Below are 24,450 nucleotides of genomic sequence, written 5' to 3'. Positions count from 1 at the left end.
GGTTCACTTTTCCTTATAGAACTAACGGGTGCTTAGCTCAATAAGCAGGCTGCCAATTGGCGGCCTTTTGAACGTGCGATTTATAAAGAATAAAAAGGCTCTAAGATTGAATAAGAATATAAAGGGCGGAACTTATTTGAAGATTTTTGAAACTTTGTACTTTTAGGTAATTTTTAAAACTAATAGGCTTCATTTCTTAAACGAGAAGGGAGAATGTCTTTTGAGCTTAAAACATGAGAAACATATGAGGTCAGAAATAGCTGATAAAACTTATTTGACTAAAGGATGGGGCTATGTTGCAGCTCTTGCACTGTTGCCGTATGCAATTTTAAAATCGCTTTGGGCATGGGGATCGACGGTAGGACTTACAACAAAACAAGCTGTACAAGATGTAGCAGGGTTTGGTGATCCATTAAAGGAAGGATCTGCTTTTCTATATACGTTATATACCATCGGAATAGACTTCACTGCTATCTTGGCGATACTGGCATCTTTATTTGCTTTAGCTCTCGTGACTTCCTGGGGGGAGAAATTACCAAAATGGTTATTAATCATATCAGGATGGTCAGTTGGGGTGTTGACAGTTCTAATTAGCTTCTTGACAGCTCTTCAATTTTTAGGAGTGCTTCCAAAAGGTTACGCCGAAGGGTTAGCCATATGGGTGTATGTGGTAACGTATGGAGGATTGTTCTTGTGGGGAGTAACTGTATTTATTGCGACTCTGTCGTTCCAGCATCGGATTAAAAACAAACAGTCTCCTGAAAAAAGGGTATTTTAGGCAATAATCTACTTCGAGTGCTTATCTTGAATATCCTTTCAGTGTTGGTGTTCCGGGACAATATTCAACAATCGGGCCATATAATGGAGTAAGTCTTCTTGAACTAACAGGCAGTTGCTTAATAAGAGACTATAATAAATGCCTTAACAGTCAGGTGAAGTTAGGTACGACTATAATGTTCTAAAAAAATCGAAGAGCCAATGACATTATTGGTTCTTCGTCTTTTTGTATGCTTATGTTTATAGGTAGTGGCATTAGTTAGAACCAAGCTTTGGAAAGTAAGTGAACTCCTTCATGAATCCCATTCTCATCTAAACCGGCAAAACCAAGAAGCACTTGAGAATATTCTTGGGAAGGTGGTCGCTCATAAAATGAGGACACGGGATACACTAAACTCCCTTCTCTTTAGCAGTAGCGATAAGCTCTTTCTCTGTCATGTTATTCTGGGGTTCTAAGCGCACGTGTAAACCAGAACCAGAACCAATTATTCGGACCCGATCATTCATGTTAGCTTTAATAGATGTAAGTAAAGCGTTATGCTTTTTCTTATAAATATTTCTTACTTTGTTCAAATGCCTTGACCATTGGCCACTTTCCATAAAGAGCCTTAGAGTATGTTGATGTAATCTTGAAACAGTTTGCTTATAACCAATAAAGTTTTCATTGTACTTTACTAACAAATTTGTTGGAAGAACCATATAGCTCAAACGCAAAGATGGAATTAGTGACTTGGAAAAAGTCCCCATGTATACAACATTTCCATACAGATCAAGGCTTTGAAGCGATGGAATGGGCTTTCCTTCGTAGCGAAATTCACTATCGTAATCATCTTCGATGACATATCCCCCCTTCTCCTTCGCCCATTCTATCAATTCTAAGCGCCTTGATATTGGCATTACGATTCCTAAAGGGAATTGATGGGAAGGAGTGACGTAAGCAACTTTCGCTTCACTCTCTGTTAATTCAGCAACATTAATTCCATTTTTATCAAGGTGAATGTGCTTAACTGATCTTCCATAGTCCTTAAATATAAGGCGTACTCGGTCATAACCGGGTTCTTCTATACCATAAACTAATTCTCTACCAATCATTTTACATAGCATGGTCCGATCTCTTTCGTTCATCTAAAGCAACCTATACCATGTGGTTTGAAATCCTGCGAATAAGCGAGTATTCGTGAGCATTATCAATTAAACTGAGGGAGTTCATTAAGGGGTAGCGTCAGGAAAATGCGGATTTACAACGTTAAGCCCATTTTCAAGACGATTACCCCGATTTTAACAACGTTAAGAAAGTTTTAATGGTCAGTAATACTAATAGCATTGATGATTATGTTTAAAGCACTGGCTCTTTGCAGTTGATGTTGTAGGGTTCGTTCCCGAAGCTCTCCTTGTTTTCAAAAGAAAATAGCTCTTGCCTGTCCTATCATGGCTTCTCCTTTATTTGAAAATCAATTGTGCTATTTGCCTTTTAACCATTCTTTAACTTTATCTGTATTCTCAATTATCTTCTTGTCATTGCCTGGGGGTGTTTTTATAAAAAAAATTTCTGTACCTGGTTGCGAGCGTTGAGCATACTTAATACCAGGGGGAGTCACATAAAAGTCTCCCTGATGGAAGGTGTATTCTTGTCCTGTTTCTACATCCATATATTCTGTCGTACCTTTAACTATATATTGGTACTCATAAGCTTGAGTATGATAGTGAGGTGATTCACTATGAAAATCAGTATAAGAAGTAATACCAATTTCTAACTTATCATCCTCTATATGATTAAGTGTTTGAGGAAGTGATAATTTCCCTACCAAGTACTGCCTCGCATTATTTTCTAATGAATGTTTAATTTGTTCATTCTTAATAATACATATTTGTTTATTCACCCAATTCCTCCTTTGTAAAAAAATATTGATATATATCTTTTGTCTATAAACTATCCTAGCTAGCTAAACCCACTTGTTAAGTAGATTTTAACCAATCATCAGGATAATAATTTGTTAATTTATTGAATTTAATCCTTGATTAATTTATCTTATAAACGCCGCATTATTTCCAGCTAAGGCATCCTGAATTCTTATCTTTTGGGTTATATGCATATCTATCGTGTTTAATTCCCTTATAGGAACAAATGCTACTCTTTTCGATTCATTACTAATTACCAAAGAACCCCCTTTAATGACACATAAAAAACAAATAGAGAATTGTTGTCGAACCTCTCCATCTGTATAGGCTATGACATGATTAGGATCACTATATACTCCTAACAATTGTTTTACCTCTATATCAAAACCGGTTTCTTCTTTTACCTCTCGTTTTATCGCTATTTCCACTGTTTCACCTGGTTCCATTGTGCCCCCAGGTATAGACCATTTCAAGTTGTCCACTCGTTCTTGAAGAAGAATTTCCTTTTCCCCATGGAATATGACAGCTGAAACTGCCGGAACAATAACTTGCGGTTTTGGTGCATGTTCATCATAATAATAATCTTTTCGATTCATTCTTTTACCATCCTTTTCTTAAATCTAATTTCCTTTTTTTGTTGACAACGTTTCCATTTCATTTTAATATAAACACATAGAGATTAACAAATGTTAGTACCTGTAACAAATGCTACTAAATAAAATCATTTGTTATTACATGTATCAAATGTTACGTTTTGTTTTAACATGTTAATCACTTTAACAATAATTTTATATTAAAAAATGTATTTGTAAGCGATTAATAGATTTTGTTTTCAGAAAATTTGTTTTATTAATCAAAAAGAGACTATATAAGGGAGATGGAATGGATGTCAATCTATCAACAACTTTTAGAAAGAGAACGAGCAAATGAACCAATTAAAGTAGGGGTTATTGGTGCTGGACAGATGGGATTTGGAATGATTGGTCAAATCTCTCGTATTCCTGGAATGAGTGTAACAGGTGTTAGTGATATAAATGTTGATGCAGCACAAAGAGCCGCGGATTACTATAACTCACAGGCGGATAGAAAAGAATCAATTATCATAACAAATGATTTTCGCGAAGTGATTCAATCTTCAAATGTTGAGGTAATTGTTGATGCTACAGGTGTTCCGGAAGTAGGAGCAAATATTTCGCTTGAAACATTCAGGTCTAAAAAACATCTTGTTTTATTAAACGTTGAAGTAGACATCACAATTGGTCCAGTAATGCATCAAATGTTTAAAAATGCGGGATTAGTTTACACAGGTTCAGCAGGTGATGAGCCGGCAGCAACTCTTGAGTTATTTGAATTTGCAAAAACAATGGGTATGGAAGTACTAGTTGCTGGTAAAGGGAAAAATAACAAATTAAATGTCACAGCAAACCCGTCCACTGCACAAGAAGAAGCAAACAAGAAAAAAATGTCTTCCCACATGCTTGCTGCTTTCCAAGATGGTACGAAGACGATGGCTGAAATGAATTTATTGTCTAACGCTATTGGATTTATACCGGATGTAGTTGGAATGCACGGAATTTCTGGAGATCTTGATTCAGTTATTAAAGATTTAGATGTTAAAGAAAATGGTGGAGTGTTAAATAAATTTGGTGTAGTTGAATATGTAGATGGTCTTGCACCAGGAGTATTTGTTATTGTAAAAGGTCAAAATGAAGCTGTAGCGCACGAGCTAAATTATTTGCTGAAAAAAGGTGAAAGAGATCACCACATCTTATATCGCCCATTTCATCTTGCTAGTCTAGAAACACCAATTACTATTGCAAAAGCTGTTTTACAACATGACTCTTCAATTCATCCTATTGGTGCACCAGTTTCTGAAACGGTTACCGTTGCAAAACGTGATATTAAAGCTGGTGAAACATTAGATGGTATTGGAGGCTATTCTGTACGCGGTGTACTTGAAACACATCAGGATATGAAACAAAATGGTCATATTCCAATCGGTTTAATTAGTGGCAAAGTTGTAGCGAAAAAAGATATTCGCCAGGGTCAATTCCTGACAACGGATGATATAGAATTAGATCCTACAACAACTGTATGGAAATTAAGATCGCTTCAAGATCATTTATTCCCTACAGCAGCACCCAAAGGTGAAATTTTAACCACTATCTAAGTTCCGAAGCGTGCAGCAAACACCTATTAAAGAATAGATTTTGCTGCACCTTTTTTTCTAAATAAAAGGACTTAAGAGGAGGGAATTACTCTTTATGAATTTTGTTATGGTTCTTTGCTTTTTGTTAATTGTTCAATACGCACTTACTTTTATACAAATGCGATACTACAGAAAAAATATGGATAATATTGTAAGTGCTTACAAAGGAAAAGAAGGGTATTATTTCTTTTCGGGTATGGAAAGAAGAAAATTCAGACCTGGGGCAATTGCTATGCTTGTCGTAGATAATGATTATATTATTCAGGAATGTTATGTAGTAAATGGCTTTTCGATTTTATCAAAATTTAAAGAGTTAGGCAAATATAAAGGTCAACACTCAGGGGCTGTACTGGACATTTTAGATGTTTCCCAAGTGAAAAGTAAAGGGAAGTCTAAACGATTACCTGCAATTAATATAGCTCTTTCAAAGGCTGCTGAAAATGCATTGTTATCGATTTCGAAAAAAAAAATCTCATTGGTTTAATAGAAAGGAGTGCTAATTACAATGGAATGGATTCAATGGTTCGGAGAACACTTTATCGGAATGTTTGATGCTGGTGGAAAACAGTTCATGAGTCTAATGACTGGTATTGTACCAACTCTAGTTGTCCTACTGACTTTTACGTACGCAATGATTAAGTTTATAGGAGAAGAGAGGGTTAATAAAGTCATTCAATTTGCTGCAAAGTATACCTTACTAAGATATACATTGATGCCAATGCTATCAATTTTAATGCTAACTAACCCAATGGCTTATACATTCGGACGATTTTTACCAGAAAAACAAAAACCAGCGTTTTTTGATTCTTTAGTTAGTTTCTTTCACCCTGTAACAGCTTTATTTCCTTATGCAAATGCCGGAGAACTTTTTGTTTACTTAGGAATTGCGAACGGTATAAAAGAGGCTGGTTATTCAATGTCTGATCTTGCAGTACGATACTTCTTAGTAGGTATTGTCATTATGCTCTTGCGTGGTGTTATTACTGAACTTATCACAAAGTATCTAGCTAAACGAATGGAAGCGAATGCGTAAAAGGGGGAGGAATTACCATGGCACAAGGAGGAAGCGTCATGACTCAGCAACGTGCAATTTTTGTTGATAAAGGTTCAGGTGGATGGGGGACAGGCCTGAGAATTGAACCAAAAGGAAAGAAAGTGAAAGTTGTTTCAATTACAGGAGGGGGAATCCACCCTGTAGCTAGAAAGATAGCTGAAGTCTCAGGTACGGAAGCAGTAGACGGATTTAAAACGTCGGTACCAGAAGATGAAATGATGTGCGTGGTTATCGATTGTGGAGGAACAGCGAGGATCGGTCTTTATCCAATGAAACGTATTCCTACAGTCGATATTCTTCCATCTTCACCGTCTGGGCCACTTGCAAAGCATATTAAAGAAGACATCTTTGTTTCAGGTGTAACAGAAAAACAAATCACTGTAGCAGATGATCAATCAGAATCAGAGATTGGTCAATCAGAGATTAAAGAAGAAACTGTGACTAAAAAGTTTAATACAACGGACAAAGAAAGTTTTAAAAAAGATTATGAACAGTTAAAGAAGGAAAACCAAGATAAAGGCGATAACTTCTTAATTAGATTTCAAGAGGAATTGGAAAAGTTACAGGAACATTCTATCAAGCAGGCCGAGATTCCATTGATATGCTTATTAAAAATATTCTTCCGTTTATGGCTTTCGTAAGTATGTTAATTGGAATTATTAACTATACGGGTATCGGCGATGCAATTGCAACATTCTTATCGCCTCTTGCTGGTTCTTTATGGGGTTTAATTATTCTCGTACTTGTTTGTACCATGCCATTTCTATCGCCTGTACTTGGACCGGGTGCAGTTATTGCTCAGGTTATCGGTGTTTTGATTGGTACTGAGATAGCAAAAGGGAATATTCCACCTCAGTTCGCATTGCCTGCTTTATTCGCTATTAATGCGCAAGTTGGTGCAGACTTTATTCCAGTAGGATTATCACTTGGCGAAGCAAAACCAGAAACGGTACAATATGGTGTACCTGCAGTGTTATATAGTCGTTTAATTACAGGTGTTCTTGCTGTTGTAATTGCCTATATTGCAAGTATTGGAATGTATTAATCATAACTTTATAAACAGATGGAGGAATTACTATGTACAAATCTATTGTAAAAGAAATTGGGGAACTAGCTTTATCATTTGAAGAAGAGAAAATTATGATTTTATTCGGTCCTCAAGCACCAGACGGTTTAAAAGAAGTAGCAGTGATTCATGAAGTGGAAGGGGACGTTTCAGAACAGCCCATTAAAGAAGGGGGAATTCTTCAAATTAATGATCAGCAATTTACAATCACGGCTGTCGGCTCTTTAGCAAATAATAATCTGAAGGAACTTGGTCATATATCAATATACTTTTCAGAACCTACAGAAGAAGTTCTTCCAGGTGCAGTGTTTGCGAAGCCGCATGTACTTCCACAATTTAAAAATGGGAGTGTAATTGAATTTATAGCATAATAAAATAAGGCCTCCTAAAGTCCAAGTAGAATATAAAGAAAAAAAGGAGGTACTAGTTTGAACTTTCCTGAAGATAGTAGATTACTTGTGAAAGTAGCTCATATGTATTATGAAGAAGGAGCTACTCAATCTCAAATTGCAGATGAGGTAGGCGTAAGCCGATCTCTTATCTCTAAATATCTTTCAAAAGCTAGAGAACTTGGAATTGTGGAAATTGTTATACATGATGATAAAATTCATCCTTATAGACAATTAGAAGGTAAAATTGAACGCTTGTACAGTTTACGTGAGGTAGTATGTATCCCAAACCTTGGTGGTGAATCTTCCAAGAGTAGACTAGGAGCTGCGGCGAGTAAATATTTACTGCGAGTACTCAAAAACGGCCAAACGGTTGGTGTATCTGCAGGAACAACATTGCATGAGGTAGCGAAGTCTTTGACGTCTCCCCAATCTTATCCATCCGTTACATTTGTTCCTCTAGTTGGAGGGATGGGAAATGAACGAATGGATATACATGCAAACCATATTGTAGCTCAACTTGCAGAAAGGATACAGGCCCAATATAAGCTTCTTCACGCCCCTGTAATGGTTGATTCTAAAGAAGCAAAAGAAATATTTATGAGACAAAATTCTATTCTAAATGTTTTTGAACTTGCCACTCGGTCTGACATAGCAATTGTCGGAATTGGTGGGACTCCTGAACATTCAACGATGGTAAACTCTTATCTCGGTCAAGATCACAAGGGCTATTTTGATCAAGGTGATGTAGTTGGAGACATTTGTTATAACTTCATTAATAAGAATGGACAGGCAGCAGATAGTTCTTGGAATGAAAAGATTATTACGCTTGATTTAGAGAGGTTAAAAGAAATCCCTCTTGTTGTGGGTGTTGCTTGTGGGTTAGAAAAAGTGCAGGCAATAAAGGCATCTCTAGAAGGAAAATTAATACAAGTATTAATCACTGACGAAGAAACAGCACAGGCTTTGTTGGATTAAGTTAAGGATAATGTGGGACGAGAGAGGTATATCATCGTCCCCTTATTTTTTAAAAAAGGAAAGAAAAAGGAGAAGAAAAATGAACTCATCTATTGAACAATTATCTATTTCAACCATTCGAACACTATCTATAGATTCTATTGAAAAAGCAAATTCAGGTCACCCAGGTATGCCAATGGGAGCTGCTCCGATGGCCTATACATTATGGACAAGGTATATGAACATCAATCCAAAGAATCCAAACTGGTTTAACCGTGACCGTTTTGTCTTATCAGCAGGACACGGATCAGCACTTTTATACAGCTTGCTTCATTTAGCTGGATATGACTTATCAATTGAGGACCTTAAAAACTTCCGTCAATGGGGAAGTAAAACACCGGGTCATCCAGAATTCGGTCATACAGCAGGTGTTGATGCAACAACTGGTCCACTAGGACAAGGTATTGCAATGGCTGTCGGTAAAGCAATGGCAGAGCGTCATCTAGCTGAAACATACAATAAAGAAGGCTTAGAAATTGTAGACCACTTTACATATGCCATGTGTGGCGACGGAGACTTAATGGAAGGTGTATCTGCTGAAGCAGCTTCGTTAGCAGGGCACTTAAAATTAGGCCGACTTGTTGTCCTATATGATTCAAATGATATTTCATTAGATGGCGATTTAGATCGTTCGTTTTCTGATAATTCAGAAAAACGTTTCGAAGCCTATGGCTGGCAAGTAATCCGTGTTGAAGATGGTAATGACTTGACTGAAATTGCAAACGCAATCGAAGAAGCAAAAGCTGATTTAACACGTCCAACGCTGATTGAAGTAAAAACAACAATCGGATTTGGTTCTCCAAACCACGCGGGTACATCTGGCGTGCACGGTGCTCCATTAGGTTCTGAGGAAACAAAATTAACAAAAGAAGCGTATGCATGGACATTTGAAGAAGATTTCTATGTGTCAGAAGAAGTGTATGCTCACTTCAACGCTACAATTGCTGAAATTGGCCAAAAGAAAGAGAATGAATGGAACAATGTATTTGCTCAATATAAAGAAAAATACCCTGAGCTGGCTCATCAATTTGAACTAGCAGTAGAAGGGAAATTACCTGAAGGCTGGGAGCAGCAACTACCCGTTTATAAAACAGGTTCGAACTTAGCAACTCGTGCTTCTTCAGGAGAAGTATTAAACGCAGTAGCGCAAGTTGTACCGCAATTCTTCGGTGGATCAGCAGACTTAGCTGGCTCAAACAAAACAATGATTAAAGGTGCAGAAGATTTTACTCCAGCTGATTATAGTGGACGTAACATCTGGTTTGGTGTACGCGAATTCGCAATGGGAGCTGCATTAAATGGTATGGCTCTACACGGTGGTGTAAAAGTATTCGGCGGTACATTCTTCGTGTTCTCTGATTATCTTCGCCCGGCGATTCGCTTAGCAGCTTTAATGAAGCTTCCTGTAACCTATGTATTTACACATGACAGCATCGCAGTTGGAGAAGACGGCCCAACACATGAGCCAATTGAACAATTGCCATCACTTCGTGCAATGCCAGGCCTTTCAGTCATCCGTCCTGCAGATGCAAATGAAACAGCTGCTGCATGGCGCTTAGCTGTAGAATCAACTGACCGTCCAACAGTGCTTGTGTTGACTCGTCAAAACTTACCAACGCTTGAAGGGACAAAAGAGAAGGCATACGAAGGCGTATCTAAAGGTGCATACGTTGTATCGAAAGCTGGCAATGACCAAGCTGATGCCTTATTACTTGCAACGGGCTCTGAAGTAAGCCTAGCAGTAGAAGCACAAAACGTATTAGCTGCAGAAGGCATTGACGTATCTGTTGTAAGTATGCCTGCATGGGATCGTTTCGAAGAGCAATCAGCTGAATACAAAGAAAGTGTTATCCCTAAATCAGTGAAAAAACGTTTAGGTATTGAAATGGCTTCTACACTTGGATGGGAACGCTATGTTGGAGACGAAGGACAAGTTCTTGGCATTAATCACTTCGGTGCATCTGCTCCTGGTGAAACAATCATGAAAGAATTCGGTTTTACAGTTGAAAACGTTGTAGCAAGAGTAAAAGAGTTAATAGAAGTTACTACTGTACATGGATAAATAGGAGAAGGATTATAAATGGCTGAAAAAAATTACATTATAGTAGATAAAGCAGGACTACATGCGCGTCCTTCAACAAAATTAGTCAGTGCCGTCTCCGGATTTCAATCAGAAGTACTAATTGACTATAACGGAAAGCAAGTAAACTTAAAATCGATTATGGTGTCATGTCTTTAGGAATTCCTAAAGGGGCAGCATTCCTGTAATGAATGAAAATGAGATTTGAGCATAAAAAGAAAAGTATGTTTACTAATATTCCTTTAAAAAATATTATGAGTTGCTTTAAAGTGCACTTTAAGGACTATAATAATTAAACGAAAGATTTAGATTATAATAGGGAAAGGAAGGGATACTGTGCTTTTGCTATTGAAATGACTAAATTTATACCAACCTTGAAAAATTAAGTTGTGATGAATGGAGAAAAAAATAGTAAAACTAATGACGGAGGATACAATGGAATTCTATATAAAAGAAGCAGCTGAAAAGGTAGGTTTACCTACACATACACTTCGATATTATGAACAAAAGGGACTTCTACCTTTTGTAAAAAGAGATAACAATGGAAATCGGATTTTTGATGAAACAGATTTATCATGGTTAGAGCTTATTGTATGTTTACGAAAAACGGATATTGCTCTTTCCGAATTACGTGGGATTGTCGAATTAACAAAAGAAGGAGACTTTACAGCCGCGAAACGGAAACAGATTTTTGAAAAACATAAAGAGAAAATGTTGGAGAAACAAAGAGACTTGGATAAAGCTTTTATAAAAATTGAAACGAAAATAGAGTACTACGATGAATTAGAAAAGAAATACGAGGAAGAAAAAGAAACCATGTCATCTAAAGCTTGAGGAAGAACTTAACCTACTAAGTTTTTTAGCCAATATAAAATTTTCATTGAATTTTATAGCGTACTTTAAAGTCATCTCCAAAGCGTAGGATGGAATGATTATGTAATATGTATAAATCACAAAAAAGTATTGATGAAAATATTAAGGTTAATAGCGTTTCCAGTGTAGTTTTTTTTGCAAACTCTATAATATGTTGCAAAAAAAGCCGTTTTCCTAAAAATCTTGGAAAACGGCTTTTCTCTGGAGTTTATATAGATTGTTATAGCTTTAACCAAAATAATTCACTAACCCTATATCTAGTACCTAAAGAAATCCAACTTGAAAGAAGTTTAATCATTTTTATACAGTAGGGGAGGGGGTGAAACCATTTCTATATAATCAAATGATGAAATAAGATACAATTCTATCAATACTTATAAAAAGAAACTTAATCAGTGAATTTGGATATTGGCCTATTAAGTGCGATAGTATTCAGATCCTTCTCTCTTTCAAGTTGCTCTTGGTAACTGAATTAAATTAGTGGACTGTATAGCCACCATCAACTGCTATCCCTTGACCGATTACATAGCTTGCAGAAGGACTACACAACCAAAGAACTACCGAACCAACTTCCTCAGGTTTTGCTAGACGACCAATTGGTACTTCCTTCATTAATTCTTGCATTTCATCACTTTCAGTAGTTAGCATTCTTCCAACCATCGGCGTTTCAATGATTCCTGGACAAATCGCATTGATACGAATCCCTTTTGCAGCGTATTCTAAAGCACTGCTTTTGGTTAAGCCTAAAACTCCATGCTTTGAGGCATGGTAAGCAGAACGCCCCGCAATACCCACTAAACCTCCTAATGAAGAGCAATTAACAATAGCTCCTTCAGTGCCTTGTTTTCTTAATTGACGTAACTCATATTTCATACATAACCAGATACCTCGAAGATTAATATCCATTACATTATCGTACTCTTCTTCAGTTAGGTCAGCAGTATCAATAATAGGACTTTGAATACCAGCATTATTGTACGCGTAATCCAGTTTTCCAAATGCTTCAACAGTTTTCTCGACCATAGCTTCAACATCTTTCTCATTTGAAACATCGCAACCAATAGAGATTGCATTATAACCGGCATCTACTAAGTCCTGAGCTTCTTGCTTTGGTTCATTTCTTCCAACTAAAGCTACACGTGCACCTTCTTTAGCAAATAGTTGCGCAGTAGCAAGTCCAATGCCTGTTCGTGCCCCCGTTACAATTACTACTTTATCTTTCATGGTTGTCATGATAATTCCTCCTTATTATAGTTACAAATACACCTTACAAATTAAAGTTGACTTTAAGTCAAGTGATAAGGAAAAATTTATAAAAATACTTTCCTGTGCTCCATTCATTTTTACCTTTACAAAAGCAATACCCAAACTAATAATAGCAATCAGTAAAATGATGATTGAACTTACAAGGAATAAGGATTGAACAGTCTGAACGTATAAAAGCTTTGAGAACATTGTACCTTCTAAGGGGAAAGGGTAGCACCTATGTTATAAGCAACAAACACCATGGTTGTTCCAAGTTTTGCTGATTTTTCGTTTTGCTGCGTAAAAGTATGAAGCAAATATGGCTAATACAACGAAAAGAAAATCCGATGGCCAACGAACAAATTGTCGTTAGTATAATATTTTCTGAAATTGCCTTAAAGGGCATAGGGTATCTAGGTTACTAGCAAATGTGTCTAGATGAAAGAATAAATATTTGACTTAAAGTTAACTTTAATATCTATAATCAACTTGAAAATATCTTAGATGGAGGAATAAAAATGAAATATATACAGTAATTACTGGGCCAAGTTCAGGAATCGGATATGAGGCAGCTTTAGCTTTTGTAAAACGTGAAAAAAACCATATATTGGCTACCCGCAGAAAATGCTTATAAATTTTATAAATCACTAAAAAAAATATGATTTAGAAACATGGATTAACAAAGCTGGTTTTGGAAATTATGCTTCTGTTGGGGGAACAAAATTTTAAATAAAATTGGAACAAATCAATTTTACATTTAAATATTGAAGCATAAATAGTTCTTTCTTCTCTGTTTGTGAGAGATTATGTAGAAGGTACACAGATTATCATTATCTTAATAGGCGGCTATACGATTTTTACTGATGCAGTGACATATTGCGCCACAAAATTCTAAGAAAGTGCATTCACAGAGGGCCTTGCCCTAGAGTTAAAAAGAAAAAGTTCAAAAATGCTGGCCAAAGTTCTAGCCCCTTCTGCTACGGAATTTGTACAGTGTGCTTTTGATATGGATGAGTTTCAATACGAAGGACAGTTTCCTAAGTTTCACAAATCAAAAGAAATGGTTGCTCTTGCGTTAGATCTTTATGATAGCGACAAGACTGTAGGTATTGTCGACGAATCTACTTATGAGCTTCATTTAGACCCAATTTATCCATTTGTTGAAGGAACAACAAGAAGTACAGAGGCTTAAACATTATTTAGAGATTAATGTAAAATAGAATCTATCGTATTTTTCCATAACGGGAGTATTATTGAGCAGAAAGGAAGAGGAATTATGAACGTCCTTATCATAGGGGCAAACGGCCAAATAGGCCAAAACCTTATAAAAAAGATACAAGATACAAGATACAAATGAGCATAACGCTATCGCTATGGTTCGAAAGATAGAACAAATGGTGCAATTTGAAGAACAAGGGGTCAAAACAGTGCTCGTTGATCTGGAAGGGAGCATTGAAGATATCGTGGGTGCGGTAAATGGTGCGGATGCAGTTGTATTTACAGCTGGTTCAGGCGGCCGTACGGGTGCAGATAAAACAATGATGATTGATTTCGATGGAGCCATCAAGTCAATGGAAGCAGCCAAACAAGCTAGGGTGAAACGTTTCGTCATTGTTAGTGCAATTGGCGTTAAGGATCGTGACAAATGGCTGAGTAGTGCACCATACTATAGTGCGGCTAAGTATTACGCGGATGTTTGGTTAGAGAAGAGTGGTCTTGATTATACAATTATCCGCCCAGGGGGACTGACCAATGACCCTGGAACTGGGAAGGTAAAAGTGGCGGTTGACTTGGAACATGGGCAAATTCCTCGTGAAGATGTTGCATCAGCCATTTATGCTGCACTTGAGAATGATCATACAATTGGCAAAGCCTTTGATATGATTGGTGGAGAAACGCCAGTCGAAGATGCACTATAAACGATATAAATGCTACTCCATCCAAGGAAATTGGATGCGTTTCCTTGTAATAATACCTGAAAGCGACGACCGGGATTACGTGTTCTGTTCGTATTATTGATATTTTACTTTTTCATAATCAGGACACTTTTAGTCGAAGTGCCAACTCCAGACCATTATCAAATTTCTTCACCACTAATTAAGCCATCAGATGTGGAGGAAAAAAAAATGATTTGAAAAGAATGCTTGTTGGCACTACCGTTAATTAGAAATCATAATAACACACTGAAGTATGAAACTTCAGTATTGCCACTATCATATGAAATGAATAAAGCATCGAGCCAATAGACTCGATGCTTTATTTTTATAATTTATTAAACCATTCATCATCGACCGGTTCTAACCATTCTGTTTCTCCCGGTGTAATGGCTAAGTGTACAAACCAGCTGTCTTTTGTAGCACCGTGCCAGTGTTTTACATGCGGCGGAATGTTTACTACATCGCCTTTTTTGAGTAATTGAGCTGGTTTGTCCTCTTCTTGATACCAACCCTCACCGCCTGTCACTAACAACACTTGCCCAATTTTATGAGAGTGCCAGTTATTACGAGCTCCTGGAGTAAAGGTTACATTCCCAATTGGTGCATTAAGTGGCGTCTTATCGGTAAACACCATTTTTAAGTATGCGTCCCCGATAAAGTTTGCTTCAACTTTTTCTCCTAATGGAAAGATTGTGCTATTGCTTAATTCTTCATTTGCCATATTTAATCCCTACTTCCTTTTAATCTTTATAAATTTCTTTTGCAATGTTAAATGCTGACCAAGCTTTAGGCCAACCTGCATAGAACGAAAGATGAGTGATGACTTCTGCAATTTCTTCTTTCGTTACTCCGTTTGCTTTCGCTTTTTGAAGGTGTGGAGTCAATTGTTCAAAGTTTCCACCAGCAATTAACGCAGAAACTGTAATCATGCTGCGATCGCGTGGAGACAATTCTTTCTCTCTTGACCAAACTTCACCGAATAAGACATCATCGTTAAGTTCAGCAAATTTTGGCGCGAATTCTCCTAACAAGTCTCGTCCTGCTGTTTGTTTTTCCCCCATTTTAATCGTTCCTTCATCCATTCTTATTTGTTACATGATGTAGTATAGGGCTTAAAGCAAACTTTAAGTCAAGAAATAATAATTTGAAAAAGTTCTAAAACTTAAGTATGTTTTCCCTTGACTTCAAGTTAACTTTAAGTGGTAGATTCAATACATAAAAGATAGAGAGGTGAAGAAAATGAATATTGCACAGTGGCAAGCCAGTTTAATCTAACAGCAGCAACACTCAGATATTACGAAAGCGTAGGTTTTATTCCACCGGTAAACCGAAAAGAAAGTGGCATCCGCAATTACGATGAAGATGATATCAAATGGATTGAATTTATAAAATGTATGCGAAATGTTGGTTTGACGATAGAGGTGTTACTTGAATATACAACTTTATTTATCGAAGGAGATAACACTATAGAAGCTCGCAAAAATATCCTAGTTGAAGAAAGAAGTCGATTGATAGAAAAACATATAGAGATTGACGAGACAATAAAAAGATTAGATAAAAAAATTGCGGACTATGATGGGGAATTGCTTGAAAAAGAGGCTGAGCTCAAAAGAAGAACTACAACGGATAATATTCATAAACAAAGTATTACTACCCAACTATAGGAGGTGAATATTTTTCATGCGCCTGGAAAAATTAAAATTATATTCTTTGCTGTCAGTTGCGTTGTTAATTTCATCTGGTCCAGCTATTGCCGCAAACATTCCAGCGATTACCAAGGAATTTCCGGCTATAAACCCTACACATGTAGGGCTATTAACAACAATTCCTTCCTTGTTTGTCATTCTTGGTGTTTTAAGTGGGAATCGCTTAGAACTATGGATTGGAAAGAAAAAAACAATATTGATTGGTTTAGTGCTTGTTTTCTTTTCAGGGATATTTCCTGCACTGAAACATGATATCTTCTCTTTATTGTTTTTATCACGCTGTTTCTTTGGTTTAGGAATTGGTTTATTCAACCGTTTAATCATCCAAATGATTAGTGATTTGTATCAAAACGATCCAGGCAAACGAGCCAAAGTAATAGGAATGGAAAGTTCATTTGAAGGGTTAGGTGGAATCTGTTTAACGCTTTTAGTAGGACAGTTGTTGAAAATCAGCTGGCATACTTCCTTTTTTGTTTATGCTATAGCACTCCCGATTTTTTTAGCACTCTTTTTCTTTATCCCTTATGACAAGAAGCAACTTGAAAAGAGCAATGCTGAACAAAAAATAACGATATCAGACAGTTCAAACGATAAAAGGTCCTATCGCCTGGTAATTGGTTTAGGAATTTTGCTATTTGTAATTGTAACGATTTTTATCAATTATAATATCCAGATTACCCCTTTGATTTTAGAAAAAAATATCGGCAATGCAACGAATGGTAGCAATATGATTGCTTTTATTGGTTTAGGAGCATTTATCGCTGGATTTGTATTTGGAAAGGTTTTTCAATTACTAAAGGATTATACAATTCCTGCATCACTTCTATTACTGGGAGTTTTTATGTACGTGACTACCATTTCAGAAAGTATCTTTCTAACGACATTGTGTTCAATGGTCATTGGCTTTTCATTCCGGAGTATCATGCCCTATCTACTAAATACATTTACACAGCAAACTGCCAAAATAGCAAAATTAGGAACTACATTCGTGCTGGTTGCCTATAACATAGGAGCCACACTTTCCCCTTATGAAGGTGCGGTTTTTTCACAGTTATTACATGTTAATTCTGTTCAATCATTAATTTTTGCAAATTCGATTTTCATTTTATTGATTGCTATCTTTGGTTTGGGCGTTGTTTTTGTGAAGGGGAAAAGGAGCAATGGTCAAAGTTTTGAGGCAGAAAAAAATTAAAAAGTGATTTTTATATCGCTTGACTTAAAGTCAACCTTAATGTGTAAAGTGTATTTGTAACAAGAATTAAGGAGGACATTATTATGAAAAATATTGAAGGAAAAGTTGTTGTTATTATGGGTGCATCAAGTGGGATTGGAGAAGCAACTACCAAGAAACTTTCACAAGAAGGAGCAAAATTAGTGATTGCTGCTCGTCGAGAAGAACGCTTGAAGGCTCTTGTTGAATCATTACCAAATGCTGAAATTTCATACGCTGTTGCAGATGTATCGAATAAAGAGGAAGTTCAAGCAGTTGTAGGTTTGGCAGTAGAAAAATATGGTCGAGTAGACGTACTCTACAACAACGCTGGAGTCATGCCAACTGCACCACTTTCAGAAACACGTTTTGATGAATGGCGCCAAATGTTAGACATCAATATCATGGGGGTTTTAAATGGAATTGCTGCTGTATTACCTGTTATGAAACAACAACAATCCGGTCACATTATTGCGACTGATTCCGTAGCTGGACATGTTGTTTATCCAGGGTCTGCTGTATATTGTGGCACTAAGTTTGCCGTTCGGGCAATCATGGAGGGATTGCGCCAGGAAGAAAGGGAAAGTAATATTCGGTCAACCATTATTTCACCAGGTGCTGTAGACACCGAACTATATACAACGATTAATGACCCTGAAAATAGTGAATGGGTGAAGAATAATCAACGTACAGAAGGTTTCGGATTAAAGTCAAGCGATATTGCAGATGCAGTAGCTTATGCAATTAGTACTCCTGATACTGTTGCGGTAAGCGAAATCTTGATTCGTCCAACGAAACAAGTTGTCTAATCATTCTTTGTTCTACTATTAATTATCAAGAAAAAGGCCAAATAGAGTTTCATCAGCATGTGACAGTGATGAGAGAACTCTATTTTTTTTTATTAGTGAAATTAAAAACACGGATTAAAGGCCACTTTAAATGTATCTTAATTAGTAGAAGCACGACATTAAACGAGGTGGGTACCATGACTTATTCAATTGGAGAATTTGCAAAAATCATCGGTGTAACAACGAGTACGCTCAGATACTATGAAAAGGAAGGATTACTTAATCCTCATCGAAATGAAAACAATTTACGCGAATTTACTGATGAGGATATCGGCTGGGCTCAATTCTTACTCCATTTGAAAGGTTCAGGAATGTCGATGACAGAGCTAAACCAGTATACTAAATGGCGCACAATGGGTGAGGAAACAATTCCCAAAAGACTTGATTTACTTGAAAAGCGTAAGCACCTCGTGGAATTAGAGATGCAAGCTTTGCAACAAAACCTGGATATTTTGAATCGTAAAATTGAATTCTATAACGATCAAGTAAAGGGGAATAAATACGAATTCGTCCTTTATCCAAATGAAGAAGCGAATTCATAAAACAAGCACTTGAGAATGATGAAAAACTTTTCTACACAAGAAATTTTTTATTGTCCTCTTTTTGTTTAACTTAACGTCAACTTTAAAGCAACCCTAGTATTAATTAAGTTGGCACCGTCTCTAGTGCAAATCAATCAGAAGTTAGCTTTGTATAATATTGTAGAAAGAGATTTCTGAAAAAATAATTTTTTTAAAAAACTCCTTGCTTTAAAGTCGACTTTAAGGATTAAGCTATTCTTGTAACTTTTAAATAATTTAAAAAATAATAAGTTGATGTGTTGTTACTTATTATTAGGAAAGGATGTGGTAAGTATATCTATAAAGTGAAATTGTTGTGATTACAGGTGTTTCTAGTGGAATTGGAGAGGCGACTGCTAAATAACTTCCATCTAAAGGTGCGAAACCTGCTCTTGCAAAGCAAATAGACCAAGCCTCCAGGGGTACGGTTATTGGTGCTCTTGCAGCCAATCTCTTAACTTAGAGTTAACTCGAGTTGTACACTCATGAAAAATCAAGATGCAACTTAGATAGAAAAGTAGATGTTCAGTGTATCACGACAGTTGAACTATACCGAGGTGGACCTTTATTAACGAAATTGTTATGTGGTCCACAATTATGGGATGTTAGGTTTCTTATGCTTTCAACAAAAATCAACGCAATAAGTCGAAATCGAGTTATCGCTATGCTGTTTGTACGTCTTTGTTCCATCTTGGACAGCATTCTACTCGCATAACCTTTCCCACTTTAAAACTGATATTCGAAAGGAGAAAAAAATGAAAAAAATACTTACAGTAATGACTTTGTCACTTTCCCTGCTCGCTTCAGCGAGCGTTTATACAGGCCAGCCAATGGCTGCCGAAGCAAACGAAAATTCACAAACAATCACTCGAAGCGGCTCGCAGGCTTCCACCAAGGGATCGTCCGAATATTTTACCGGCAATGTACGTATTGACCCCCTCTTCTCTGAAAACGATTCGGCTCCCTATTCTGTTGGTTATGTCACGTTTCAGCCAGGAGCCCGATCCGCCTGGCATACCCATCCGACAGGGCAGAGACTGATTGTTACGAAAGGGGTTGGTTGGACCCAGGAGTGGGGGGGGCCGATTGAGGAGATCCGGGCAGGCGATGTGGTCTGGTGTCCACCTGGAGTCAAGCATTGGCATGGAGCTTCCCCGACTAAAGCAATGACGCATATTGCCCTCACGGGAGTAAGCGATGGCAAAAACGTTGAATGGATGGAGAAGGTTACCAACGAGCAATACGGTATGAAAGGTGAAAACAAAGCTACAAACGCTAGACAAGTAAAAAATGAAAACAAAGTCTTAAACGCTAGACAAGAAGAAATGGTTACCATTGCTGCATTTACTGCGAGCGGTGATTTACCACAATTAGAAAATGCACTCAACGAAGGTTTGGATGCCGGTTTGACCATCAATGAGATCAAGGAAATTCTCGTACAGATGTATGCCTATGCGGGATTCCCTCGCAGCCTGAACGGAATCAACACTTTTATGGAAGTCGTAGAAGAGCGGGAAGCGAAAGGAATCACGGATGAGGTTGGAAAGGAAGCAAGTCCACTGCCTGCCAACAAATCCAGCATAGAACTTGGAACGGAAATCCAGACAAGCCTAGTTGGAGCACCGGTGACTGGGCCGACATATACATTTGTCCCAGTCATTGACCAGTTTCTTAAAGGACACCTTTTCGGGGACATTTTCGGACGCGACAACTTAGATTTCCAAAGCAGAGAACTGGCCACCATTGCAGCCCTAGCCAATATGGAGGGTGTCAATTCCCAGCTGGCGGCTCATTTTAATATCGGATTTAATACCGGGCTGACTGAGGCTGACATGAGGGGCTTAATCTCGGTGCTTGAAGTCGAGGTTGGCAAGAAAGAAGCCAAAAATGCCGAGGAAACATTAAATAAGATGTTAAGCAACAGAGCAGAATAAGGCTCTATGCTGAAAGTAGGCATAATTAACGGTTGCTTAATTAGTCCCGGTAAAGAGAGACAGGAACGCCAGCCATTCGTTCTTGTTTGTATCTGATATTTTTTTCAGCATTAAGGCTCTGTTAGTCGAAGTGCTAACTCCAGACCATTACCAAATTTCTTCACTACTAATTCGGGTATAAGATGTGGAAGAAAACAAACCAATAAAATACTTGTTGGCAATACCGTTAAATAGAATCATAAAAACGCACTGTTGTATTGAATTTCGGTATTCCCACTATTATATAAAAGAAATAACGCATCGAATCAATTGATTCGATGCGTTATTTTTATAATTTAAACCATTATCATCGACAATTTCTAACCAATCTGTTTCATTTCATCCTTAGTTAATCCGTTTGCCTTCGCTTTTGAAGATGTTGAGTCAATTGTTCAAAGTTTCCATAGATAACGCAGAAACTGTAATCATACTGCGATTACGTGAAGATAGTTCTTTCTCTCTTGACTAAACTTCACCGAAAAGACACCCTCGTTAAGTTCAGCAAATTTTTGTGTAAATTCCCAAAGGCCGGATATACTTGCAAAGCTTGCATCTCGTGGTACTTGAGATGCAAGCTTTGCAACAAAACCTTCATATACCGAATCGTAAAATTAAATTCTATTACGATCAACTAAAGGGGAATAAATAAGAATTCGTTCTTTATCCATAAGAAGAAGCAAATTCATAAACAAGCACTTGAGGGTCATGGAAAAGTTTTCTAATGATTTATCGTCCTCTTGTGTTTGACTTAAAGTCGACTTTAAGTTGTAAGGTTGTTTCAAGAGATTGGAGGAATTAATTATGGAAACAATTGATCAACAAATGCTAACTGGAGAACGCGCTCTATTTAAGAGGCGAGATCTTATCATTACGAATTCTATTTTTGCGGATGGTGAATCACCACTGAAGGAAAGTAGCGATATTTCTATCAGTGATAGTATTTTCAAGTGGAAGTATCCTTTATGGTATTGCGAAAACATCAGTGTAAAAAACAGTACGTTACTCGAAACGGCACGCTCGGGAATTTGGTATGCTCATCATATTTCAATCAGTGACAGTGTCATAGGGGCACCTAAGACATTTCGACGTGCGAGCGATATACACCTGACCAATGTTGATATGCCAAATGCACAAGAGTCATTTTGGAATTGTGAAGGTGTTTACTTGACACATGTGACCGCAAAAGGTGATTACTTTGGCATGAATAGTGAAAATCTAACAATTGATAATTTAACCTTAGTAGGGAACTATGCCTTTGATGGAGCGAAGAATATTGAAATCCGAAATGCAAGGATACTTTCAAAAGACGCTTTTTGGAATTGTGAAAATGTCACCGTTTATGATTCGCTAATCACCGGCGAATATCTAGGGTGGAATTCGAAAAATATCACGTTTATCAACTGCACCATAGAAAGCAATCAAGGGATGTGCTACATGGATCATTTAGTAATCAAAAATGGGAAAATCCTCAATACGGATTTAGCATTTGAATATTCAACCCTTGATGTAGAAGCAACAACAGTGATTGACAGTGTAAAAAACCCAATTTCCGGAAAAATCAAAGCGAAGAAAATTGGTGAACTAATCGTAGACGACGAAGAAATAATCGCCATTAATACCCAATATGAACTGGATAAAGTTGGTGAACCTTATGACCTTTGATTTTGATAAAATGACGAACCGTTTTGACACCAACTCTTATAAATGGAATGTTGGATGCAAAGAGCTTCCGATGTGGGTGGCAGATATGGACTTTGAGACATCCCCAACTATTATTGAGGCAATGCAAAAAAGATTAGATCACCACACTTTTGGTTATACAATCGTACCAGATACCTATTATGAAGCAGTTGCCCAGTGGTGGGAAACGAGACATCAATTTCATGTTAAAAAAGAATGGGTTATGTTCTGTACTGGTGTGGTGCCAGCGATTTCTTCCATTGTGCGCAAAATGACTAAGGTCGATGACAAAGTGTTGGTGCTGGCGCCTGTCTATAATATCTTCTACAACTCAATCGTGAACAATCAGCGAAAAGTTCTCTCAAGTGAGTTGGTTTATAAAGACAATAAGTATTCAATTGATTTTGATGACTTAGAAGAAAAACTAGCCAATTCTGACACGAAGCTCATGATTTTCTGTAACCCCCATAATCCAATAGGAAAGGTATGGAGTAAAGAAATTCTCGAGAAAATTGGTAACCTGTGTATTAAACATGATGTACTTGTCCTTTCTGATGAGATTCATTGTGATTTAGCACATCCAGGATATCGCTATACACCATTTGCTTCAGTTTCAGAAGAAATTGCCCAAAATTGCATCACCTGTGTATCACCAACGAAAACATTTAATCTTGCTGGGATTCAAACATCAAGTATTATTGTGCCAAACCCAACGTTACGAAAACTCGTGAATCGTGGAATCAATACCGATGAGGTAGCTGAACCAAATGTTTTTGCGATTGAAGCAGCTATCTCGGCGTTTACAAAAGGTGGACCTTGGCTTACGGCACTATTAAAATATCTTATGGTGAATAAGCAATTTCTTGAAGATTTTGTCGCAAGTCAACTTCCAGAGCTTCAAGTAATTCATTCAGAAGCAACCTATTTGGCATGGATTGATTGCGGATCTTTGACTAATGATACGATAAAATTATGTGAATTCATAAGGAAAGAAACAGGATTGTATGTTTCAGAGGGCGCCATTTTTGGTGGGAATGGTCGCAATTTCATTAGAGTGAACTTTGCCTGCCCGAAAGAGAGACTTGAAGATGGATTACAGCGTTTAAAAAAGGGATTGGAGCCATTCCTAAGTTTGAGTGACCAATCAAGATAAGGGGCTATGCAATGATTCATGAAGAAATTAACTTAAGCAATGATGGAATAGTGAAATTAATAACATATATTCATGATCATTCATTTAAAAGAGAGAAAGAAATGGGAGCAACACCCAAACGCCCAGCTATTATAGTGTTGCCGGGGGTGCCTACTATTTTCTCTCAAAACGATGGGTAGAACCAGTCGCTTTGACTTTTATGAAGGAAGGGTTTAATACATTTTTGCTTTATGACTCTGTTGGGGATGACTCGATATATCCAAAACCCACTTCTAGATGTATCAATGGCGATTTTAAAAGCGCGAAAGAATGCTGAAAAATGGGGGATTGATCCAAATGCATTTTGCTTGATGGGTTTTTCGGCAGGTTTGGGGATTGTATCGCTGTCAGCAACGCAATAGAACAATCCAGATGTAGCAGAAAAATTAGGAGTTTCACCTGAAGATATCAAGCCAAATGCGGCGGTTCTAGGATATGGTGCAGCAAAAAACTCACTGATTGTGGAGGGAGAAGATGTTTATGTTCCAACGGAGCTTGGAAAGATTGCGAGGGAAATGGCTCCTCAACAGGATGTAGTAGATTATATTGGGTCGCATACCCCACCACTGACATGGGATGTCTGTTGAGAATCGCCTATCTGGAAATCACTTAAAAAACAAGTGTGAAAAATCAAATGTCGATAAATGGGTTGAGATGTGTGTAACTTGGATTTTGGAAATGTTTAAAGAATCCAACTAGAGTTGTTGGTGAGAGTGTTGAAAAAGGCAATCAAAA

The 24,450-nt window shown here is 37.3% G+C and carries 25 protein-coding genes and 3 pseudogenes; 21 read left to right on the top strand and 7 right to left on the bottom strand.

Annotation, left to right across the window (positions count from 1 at the left end; all coding sequences use genetic code 11):
- Positions 1 to 220 precede the first annotated feature (220 nt).
- Positions 221 to 778, top strand: coding sequence for a hypothetical protein (locus J7E52_RS24745; RefSeq protein WP_214751018.1), 558 nt, complete (start codon positions 221 to 223; stop codon positions 776 to 778).
- 389 nt (positions 779 to 1,167) lie between these two features.
- Here the strand turns inward: J7E52_RS24745 and J7E52_RS24740 are convergent, their stop codons facing one another.
- From J7E52_RS24740 to J7E52_RS24730, 4 genes and pseudogenes are all read right to left on the bottom strand, one after another.
- Entirely contained in the window at positions 1,168 to 1,902 is a 735-nt protein-coding gene (locus tag J7E52_RS24740; protein WP_214751016.1) for an aminotransferase-like domain-containing protein, read from the bottom strand.
- Between the two features lie 185 nt (positions 1,903 to 2,087).
- Positions 2,088 to 2,222, bottom strand: a pseudogene (locus tag J7E52_RS27540) (Tn3 family transposase); the annotation flags it as partial.
- Between the two features lie 15 nt (positions 2,223 to 2,237).
- Positions 2,238 to 2,657 carry a cupin domain-containing protein gene (locus J7E52_RS24735; protein WP_214751014.1) on the bottom strand — a complete coding sequence of 140 codons (420 nt, stop codon included), beginning with the start codon at positions 2,655 to 2,657 and terminating at the stop codon, positions 2,238 to 2,240.
- Positions 2,658 to 2,801: 144 nt separating this feature from the next.
- The gene (locus J7E52_RS24730) at positions 2,802 to 3,272 is read right to left on the bottom strand and encodes an NUDIX domain-containing protein (protein ID WP_214751013.1); all 471 of its coding nucleotides are present in this window, start codon (positions 3,270 to 3,272) and stop codon (positions 2,802 to 2,804) included.
- Between the two features lie 290 nt (positions 3,273 to 3,562).
- On the opposite strand from J7E52_RS24730, the gene J7E52_RS24725 reads away from it, so the two are divergent.
- The 10 genes from J7E52_RS24725 (at position 3,563) to J7E52_RS24685 (ending at position 11,325) form a co-directional block, all read left to right on the top strand.
- Positions 3,563 to 4,846, top strand: coding sequence for an NAD(P)H-dependent oxidoreductase (locus J7E52_RS24725; RefSeq protein WP_214751011.1), 1,284 nt, complete (start codon positions 3,563 to 3,565; stop codon positions 4,844 to 4,846).
- Positions 4,847 to 4,940: 94 nt separating this feature from the next.
- Positions 4,941 to 5,369: a transcriptional regulator GutM gene (locus J7E52_RS24720; protein ID WP_214751010.1), complete on the top strand. Its 429-nt coding sequence runs from the start codon at positions 4,941 to 4,943 to the stop codon at positions 5,367 to 5,369.
- Between the two features lie 21 nt (positions 5,370 to 5,390).
- Positions 5,391 to 5,918 carry a PTS glucitol/sorbitol transporter subunit IIC gene (gene srlA, locus J7E52_RS24715; RefSeq protein ID WP_214751008.1) on the top strand — a complete coding sequence of 176 codons (528 nt, stop codon included), beginning with the start codon at positions 5,391 to 5,393 and terminating at the stop codon, positions 5,916 to 5,918.
- A gap of 38 nt (positions 5,919 to 5,956) precedes the next feature.
- Positions 5,957 to 6,580 carry a hypothetical protein gene (locus tag J7E52_RS27535; RefSeq protein WP_396020316.1) on the top strand — a complete coding sequence of 208 codons (624 nt, stop codon included), beginning with the start codon at positions 5,957 to 5,959 and terminating at the stop codon, positions 6,578 to 6,580.
- Positions 6,541 to 6,984, top strand: coding sequence for a PTS glucitol/sorbitol transporter subunit IIB (locus tag J7E52_RS27530; protein WP_396020315.1), 444 nt, complete (start codon positions 6,541 to 6,543; stop codon positions 6,982 to 6,984). Before J7E52_RS27535 ends, J7E52_RS27530 begins: the two co-directional genes overlap by 40 nt.
- Positions 6,985 to 7,016: 32 nt before the next feature.
- A complete protein-coding gene (locus tag J7E52_RS24705) occupies positions 7,017 to 7,376 on the top strand; it encodes a PTS glucitol/sorbitol transporter subunit IIA (protein ID WP_214751006.1) in 360 nt (119 codons plus the stop codon).
- Between the two features lie 57 nt (positions 7,377 to 7,433).
- The gene (locus J7E52_RS24700; RefSeq protein WP_214751005.1) at positions 7,434 to 8,372 is read left to right on the top strand and encodes a sugar-binding transcriptional regulator; all 939 of its coding nucleotides are present in this window, start codon (positions 7,434 to 7,436) and stop codon (positions 8,370 to 8,372) included.
- Positions 8,373 to 8,451: 79 nt separating this feature from the next.
- The gene (gene tkt, locus J7E52_RS24695; RefSeq protein ID WP_214751003.1) at positions 8,452 to 10,473 is read left to right on the top strand and encodes a transketolase; all 2,022 of its coding nucleotides are present in this window, start codon (positions 8,452 to 8,454) and stop codon (positions 10,471 to 10,473) included.
- Between the two features lie 18 nt (positions 10,474 to 10,491).
- Positions 10,492 to 10,650 carry an HPr family phosphocarrier protein gene (locus J7E52_RS24690; protein WP_286198066.1) on the top strand — a complete coding sequence of 53 codons (159 nt, stop codon included), beginning with the start codon at positions 10,492 to 10,494 and terminating at the stop codon, positions 10,648 to 10,650.
- Positions 10,651 to 10,926: 276 nt separating this feature from the next.
- Positions 10,927 to 11,325, top strand: coding sequence for a MerR family transcriptional regulator (locus J7E52_RS24685; protein ID WP_214751020.1), 399 nt, complete (start codon positions 10,927 to 10,929; stop codon positions 11,323 to 11,325).
- Positions 11,326 to 11,841: 516 nt separating this feature from the next.
- Here J7E52_RS24685 and J7E52_RS24680 read toward each other — a convergent pair.
- Positions 11,842 to 12,597 (bottom strand): SDR family NAD(P)-dependent oxidoreductase, encoded by a 756-nt coding sequence (locus tag J7E52_RS24680; RefSeq protein WP_214751002.1) that lies wholly within the window; start codon positions 12,595 to 12,597, stop codon positions 11,842 to 11,844.
- 535 nt (positions 12,598 to 13,132) lie between these two features.
- On the opposite strand from J7E52_RS24680, the pseudogene J7E52_RS24675 reads away from it, so the two are divergent.
- Together J7E52_RS24675 and J7E52_RS24670 are read left to right on the top strand one after the other, a co-directional pair.
- Positions 13,133 to 13,801: pseudogene (locus J7E52_RS24675) on the top strand (SDR family oxidoreductase).
- Between the two features lie 181 nt (positions 13,802 to 13,982).
- Positions 13,983 to 14,528, top strand: coding sequence for an SDR family oxidoreductase (locus J7E52_RS24670; RefSeq protein WP_309476938.1), 546 nt, complete (start codon positions 13,983 to 13,985; stop codon positions 14,526 to 14,528).
- Positions 14,529 to 14,871: 343 nt separating this feature from the next.
- On the opposite strand, the gene J7E52_RS24665 is transcribed toward J7E52_RS24670, so the two are convergent.
- Positions 14,872 to 15,267 carry a cupin domain-containing protein gene (locus J7E52_RS24665; RefSeq protein WP_214751000.1) on the bottom strand — a complete coding sequence of 132 codons (396 nt, stop codon included), beginning with the start codon at positions 15,265 to 15,267 and terminating at the stop codon, positions 14,872 to 14,874.
- A gap of 19 nt (positions 15,268 to 15,286) precedes the next feature.
- Entirely contained in the window at positions 15,287 to 15,607 is a 321-nt protein-coding gene (locus tag J7E52_RS24660) for a carboxymuconolactone decarboxylase family protein (RefSeq protein ID WP_214750998.1), read from the bottom strand.
- A gap of 178 nt (positions 15,608 to 15,785) precedes the next feature.
- On the opposite strand from J7E52_RS24660, the pseudogene J7E52_RS24655 reads away from it, so the two are divergent.
- From J7E52_RS24655 to J7E52_RS24620, 8 genes and pseudogenes are all read left to right on the top strand, one after another.
- A pseudogene (locus J7E52_RS24655) lies at positions 15,786 to 16,210 on the top strand (MerR family transcriptional regulator).
- A gap of 16 nt (positions 16,211 to 16,226) precedes the next feature.
- Positions 16,227 to 17,444 carry an MFS transporter gene (locus tag J7E52_RS24650; RefSeq protein ID WP_214750994.1) on the top strand — a complete coding sequence of 406 codons (1,218 nt, stop codon included), beginning with the start codon at positions 16,227 to 16,229 and terminating at the stop codon, positions 17,442 to 17,444.
- A gap of 83 nt (positions 17,445 to 17,527) precedes the next feature.
- Complete coding sequence (locus J7E52_RS24645) at positions 17,528 to 18,271, top strand: SDR family oxidoreductase (protein WP_214750992.1); 744 nt, start codon at positions 17,528 to 17,530, stop codon at positions 18,269 to 18,271.
- A gap of 176 nt (positions 18,272 to 18,447) precedes the next feature.
- Positions 18,448 to 18,852, top strand: a complete 405-nt coding sequence (locus J7E52_RS24640; RefSeq protein WP_214750990.1) for a MerR family transcriptional regulator — start codon at positions 18,448 to 18,450, stop codon at positions 18,850 to 18,852.
- 773 nt (positions 18,853 to 19,625) lie between these two features.
- Positions 19,626 to 20,804 carry a (R)-mandelonitrile lyase gene (locus tag J7E52_RS27320; RefSeq protein ID WP_214750988.1) on the top strand — a complete coding sequence of 393 codons (1,179 nt, stop codon included), beginning with the start codon at positions 19,626 to 19,628 and terminating at the stop codon, positions 20,802 to 20,804.
- 840 nt (positions 20,805 to 21,644) lie between these two features.
- Entirely contained in the window at positions 21,645 to 22,505 is an 861-nt protein-coding gene (locus tag J7E52_RS24630; protein WP_214750986.1) for a DUF3737 family protein, read from the top strand.
- Positions 22,495 to 23,676, top strand: a complete 1,182-nt coding sequence (locus J7E52_RS24625; RefSeq protein WP_214750983.1) for a MalY/PatB family protein — start codon at positions 22,495 to 22,497, stop codon at positions 23,674 to 23,676. The genes J7E52_RS24630 and J7E52_RS24625 overlap by 11 nt, the downstream gene beginning before the upstream one ends.
- An 11-nt stretch (positions 23,677 to 23,687) precedes the next feature.
- Positions 23,688 to 23,855 (top strand): hypothetical protein, encoded by a 168-nt coding sequence (locus J7E52_RS24620; RefSeq protein WP_214750981.1) that lies wholly within the window; start codon positions 23,688 to 23,690, stop codon positions 23,853 to 23,855.
- Positions 23,856 to 24,450 lie beyond the last annotated feature (595 nt).

Origin of the sequence: Bacillus sp. ISL-34 (assembly GCF_018613325.1) — a bacterium.
Lineage (GTDB): Bacteria > Bacillota > Bacilli > Bacillales > DSM-1321 > Peribacillus.
Note: the sequence above shows the minus strand (reverse complement) of the source record. Positions and strands in the feature narration are given on the sequence as shown.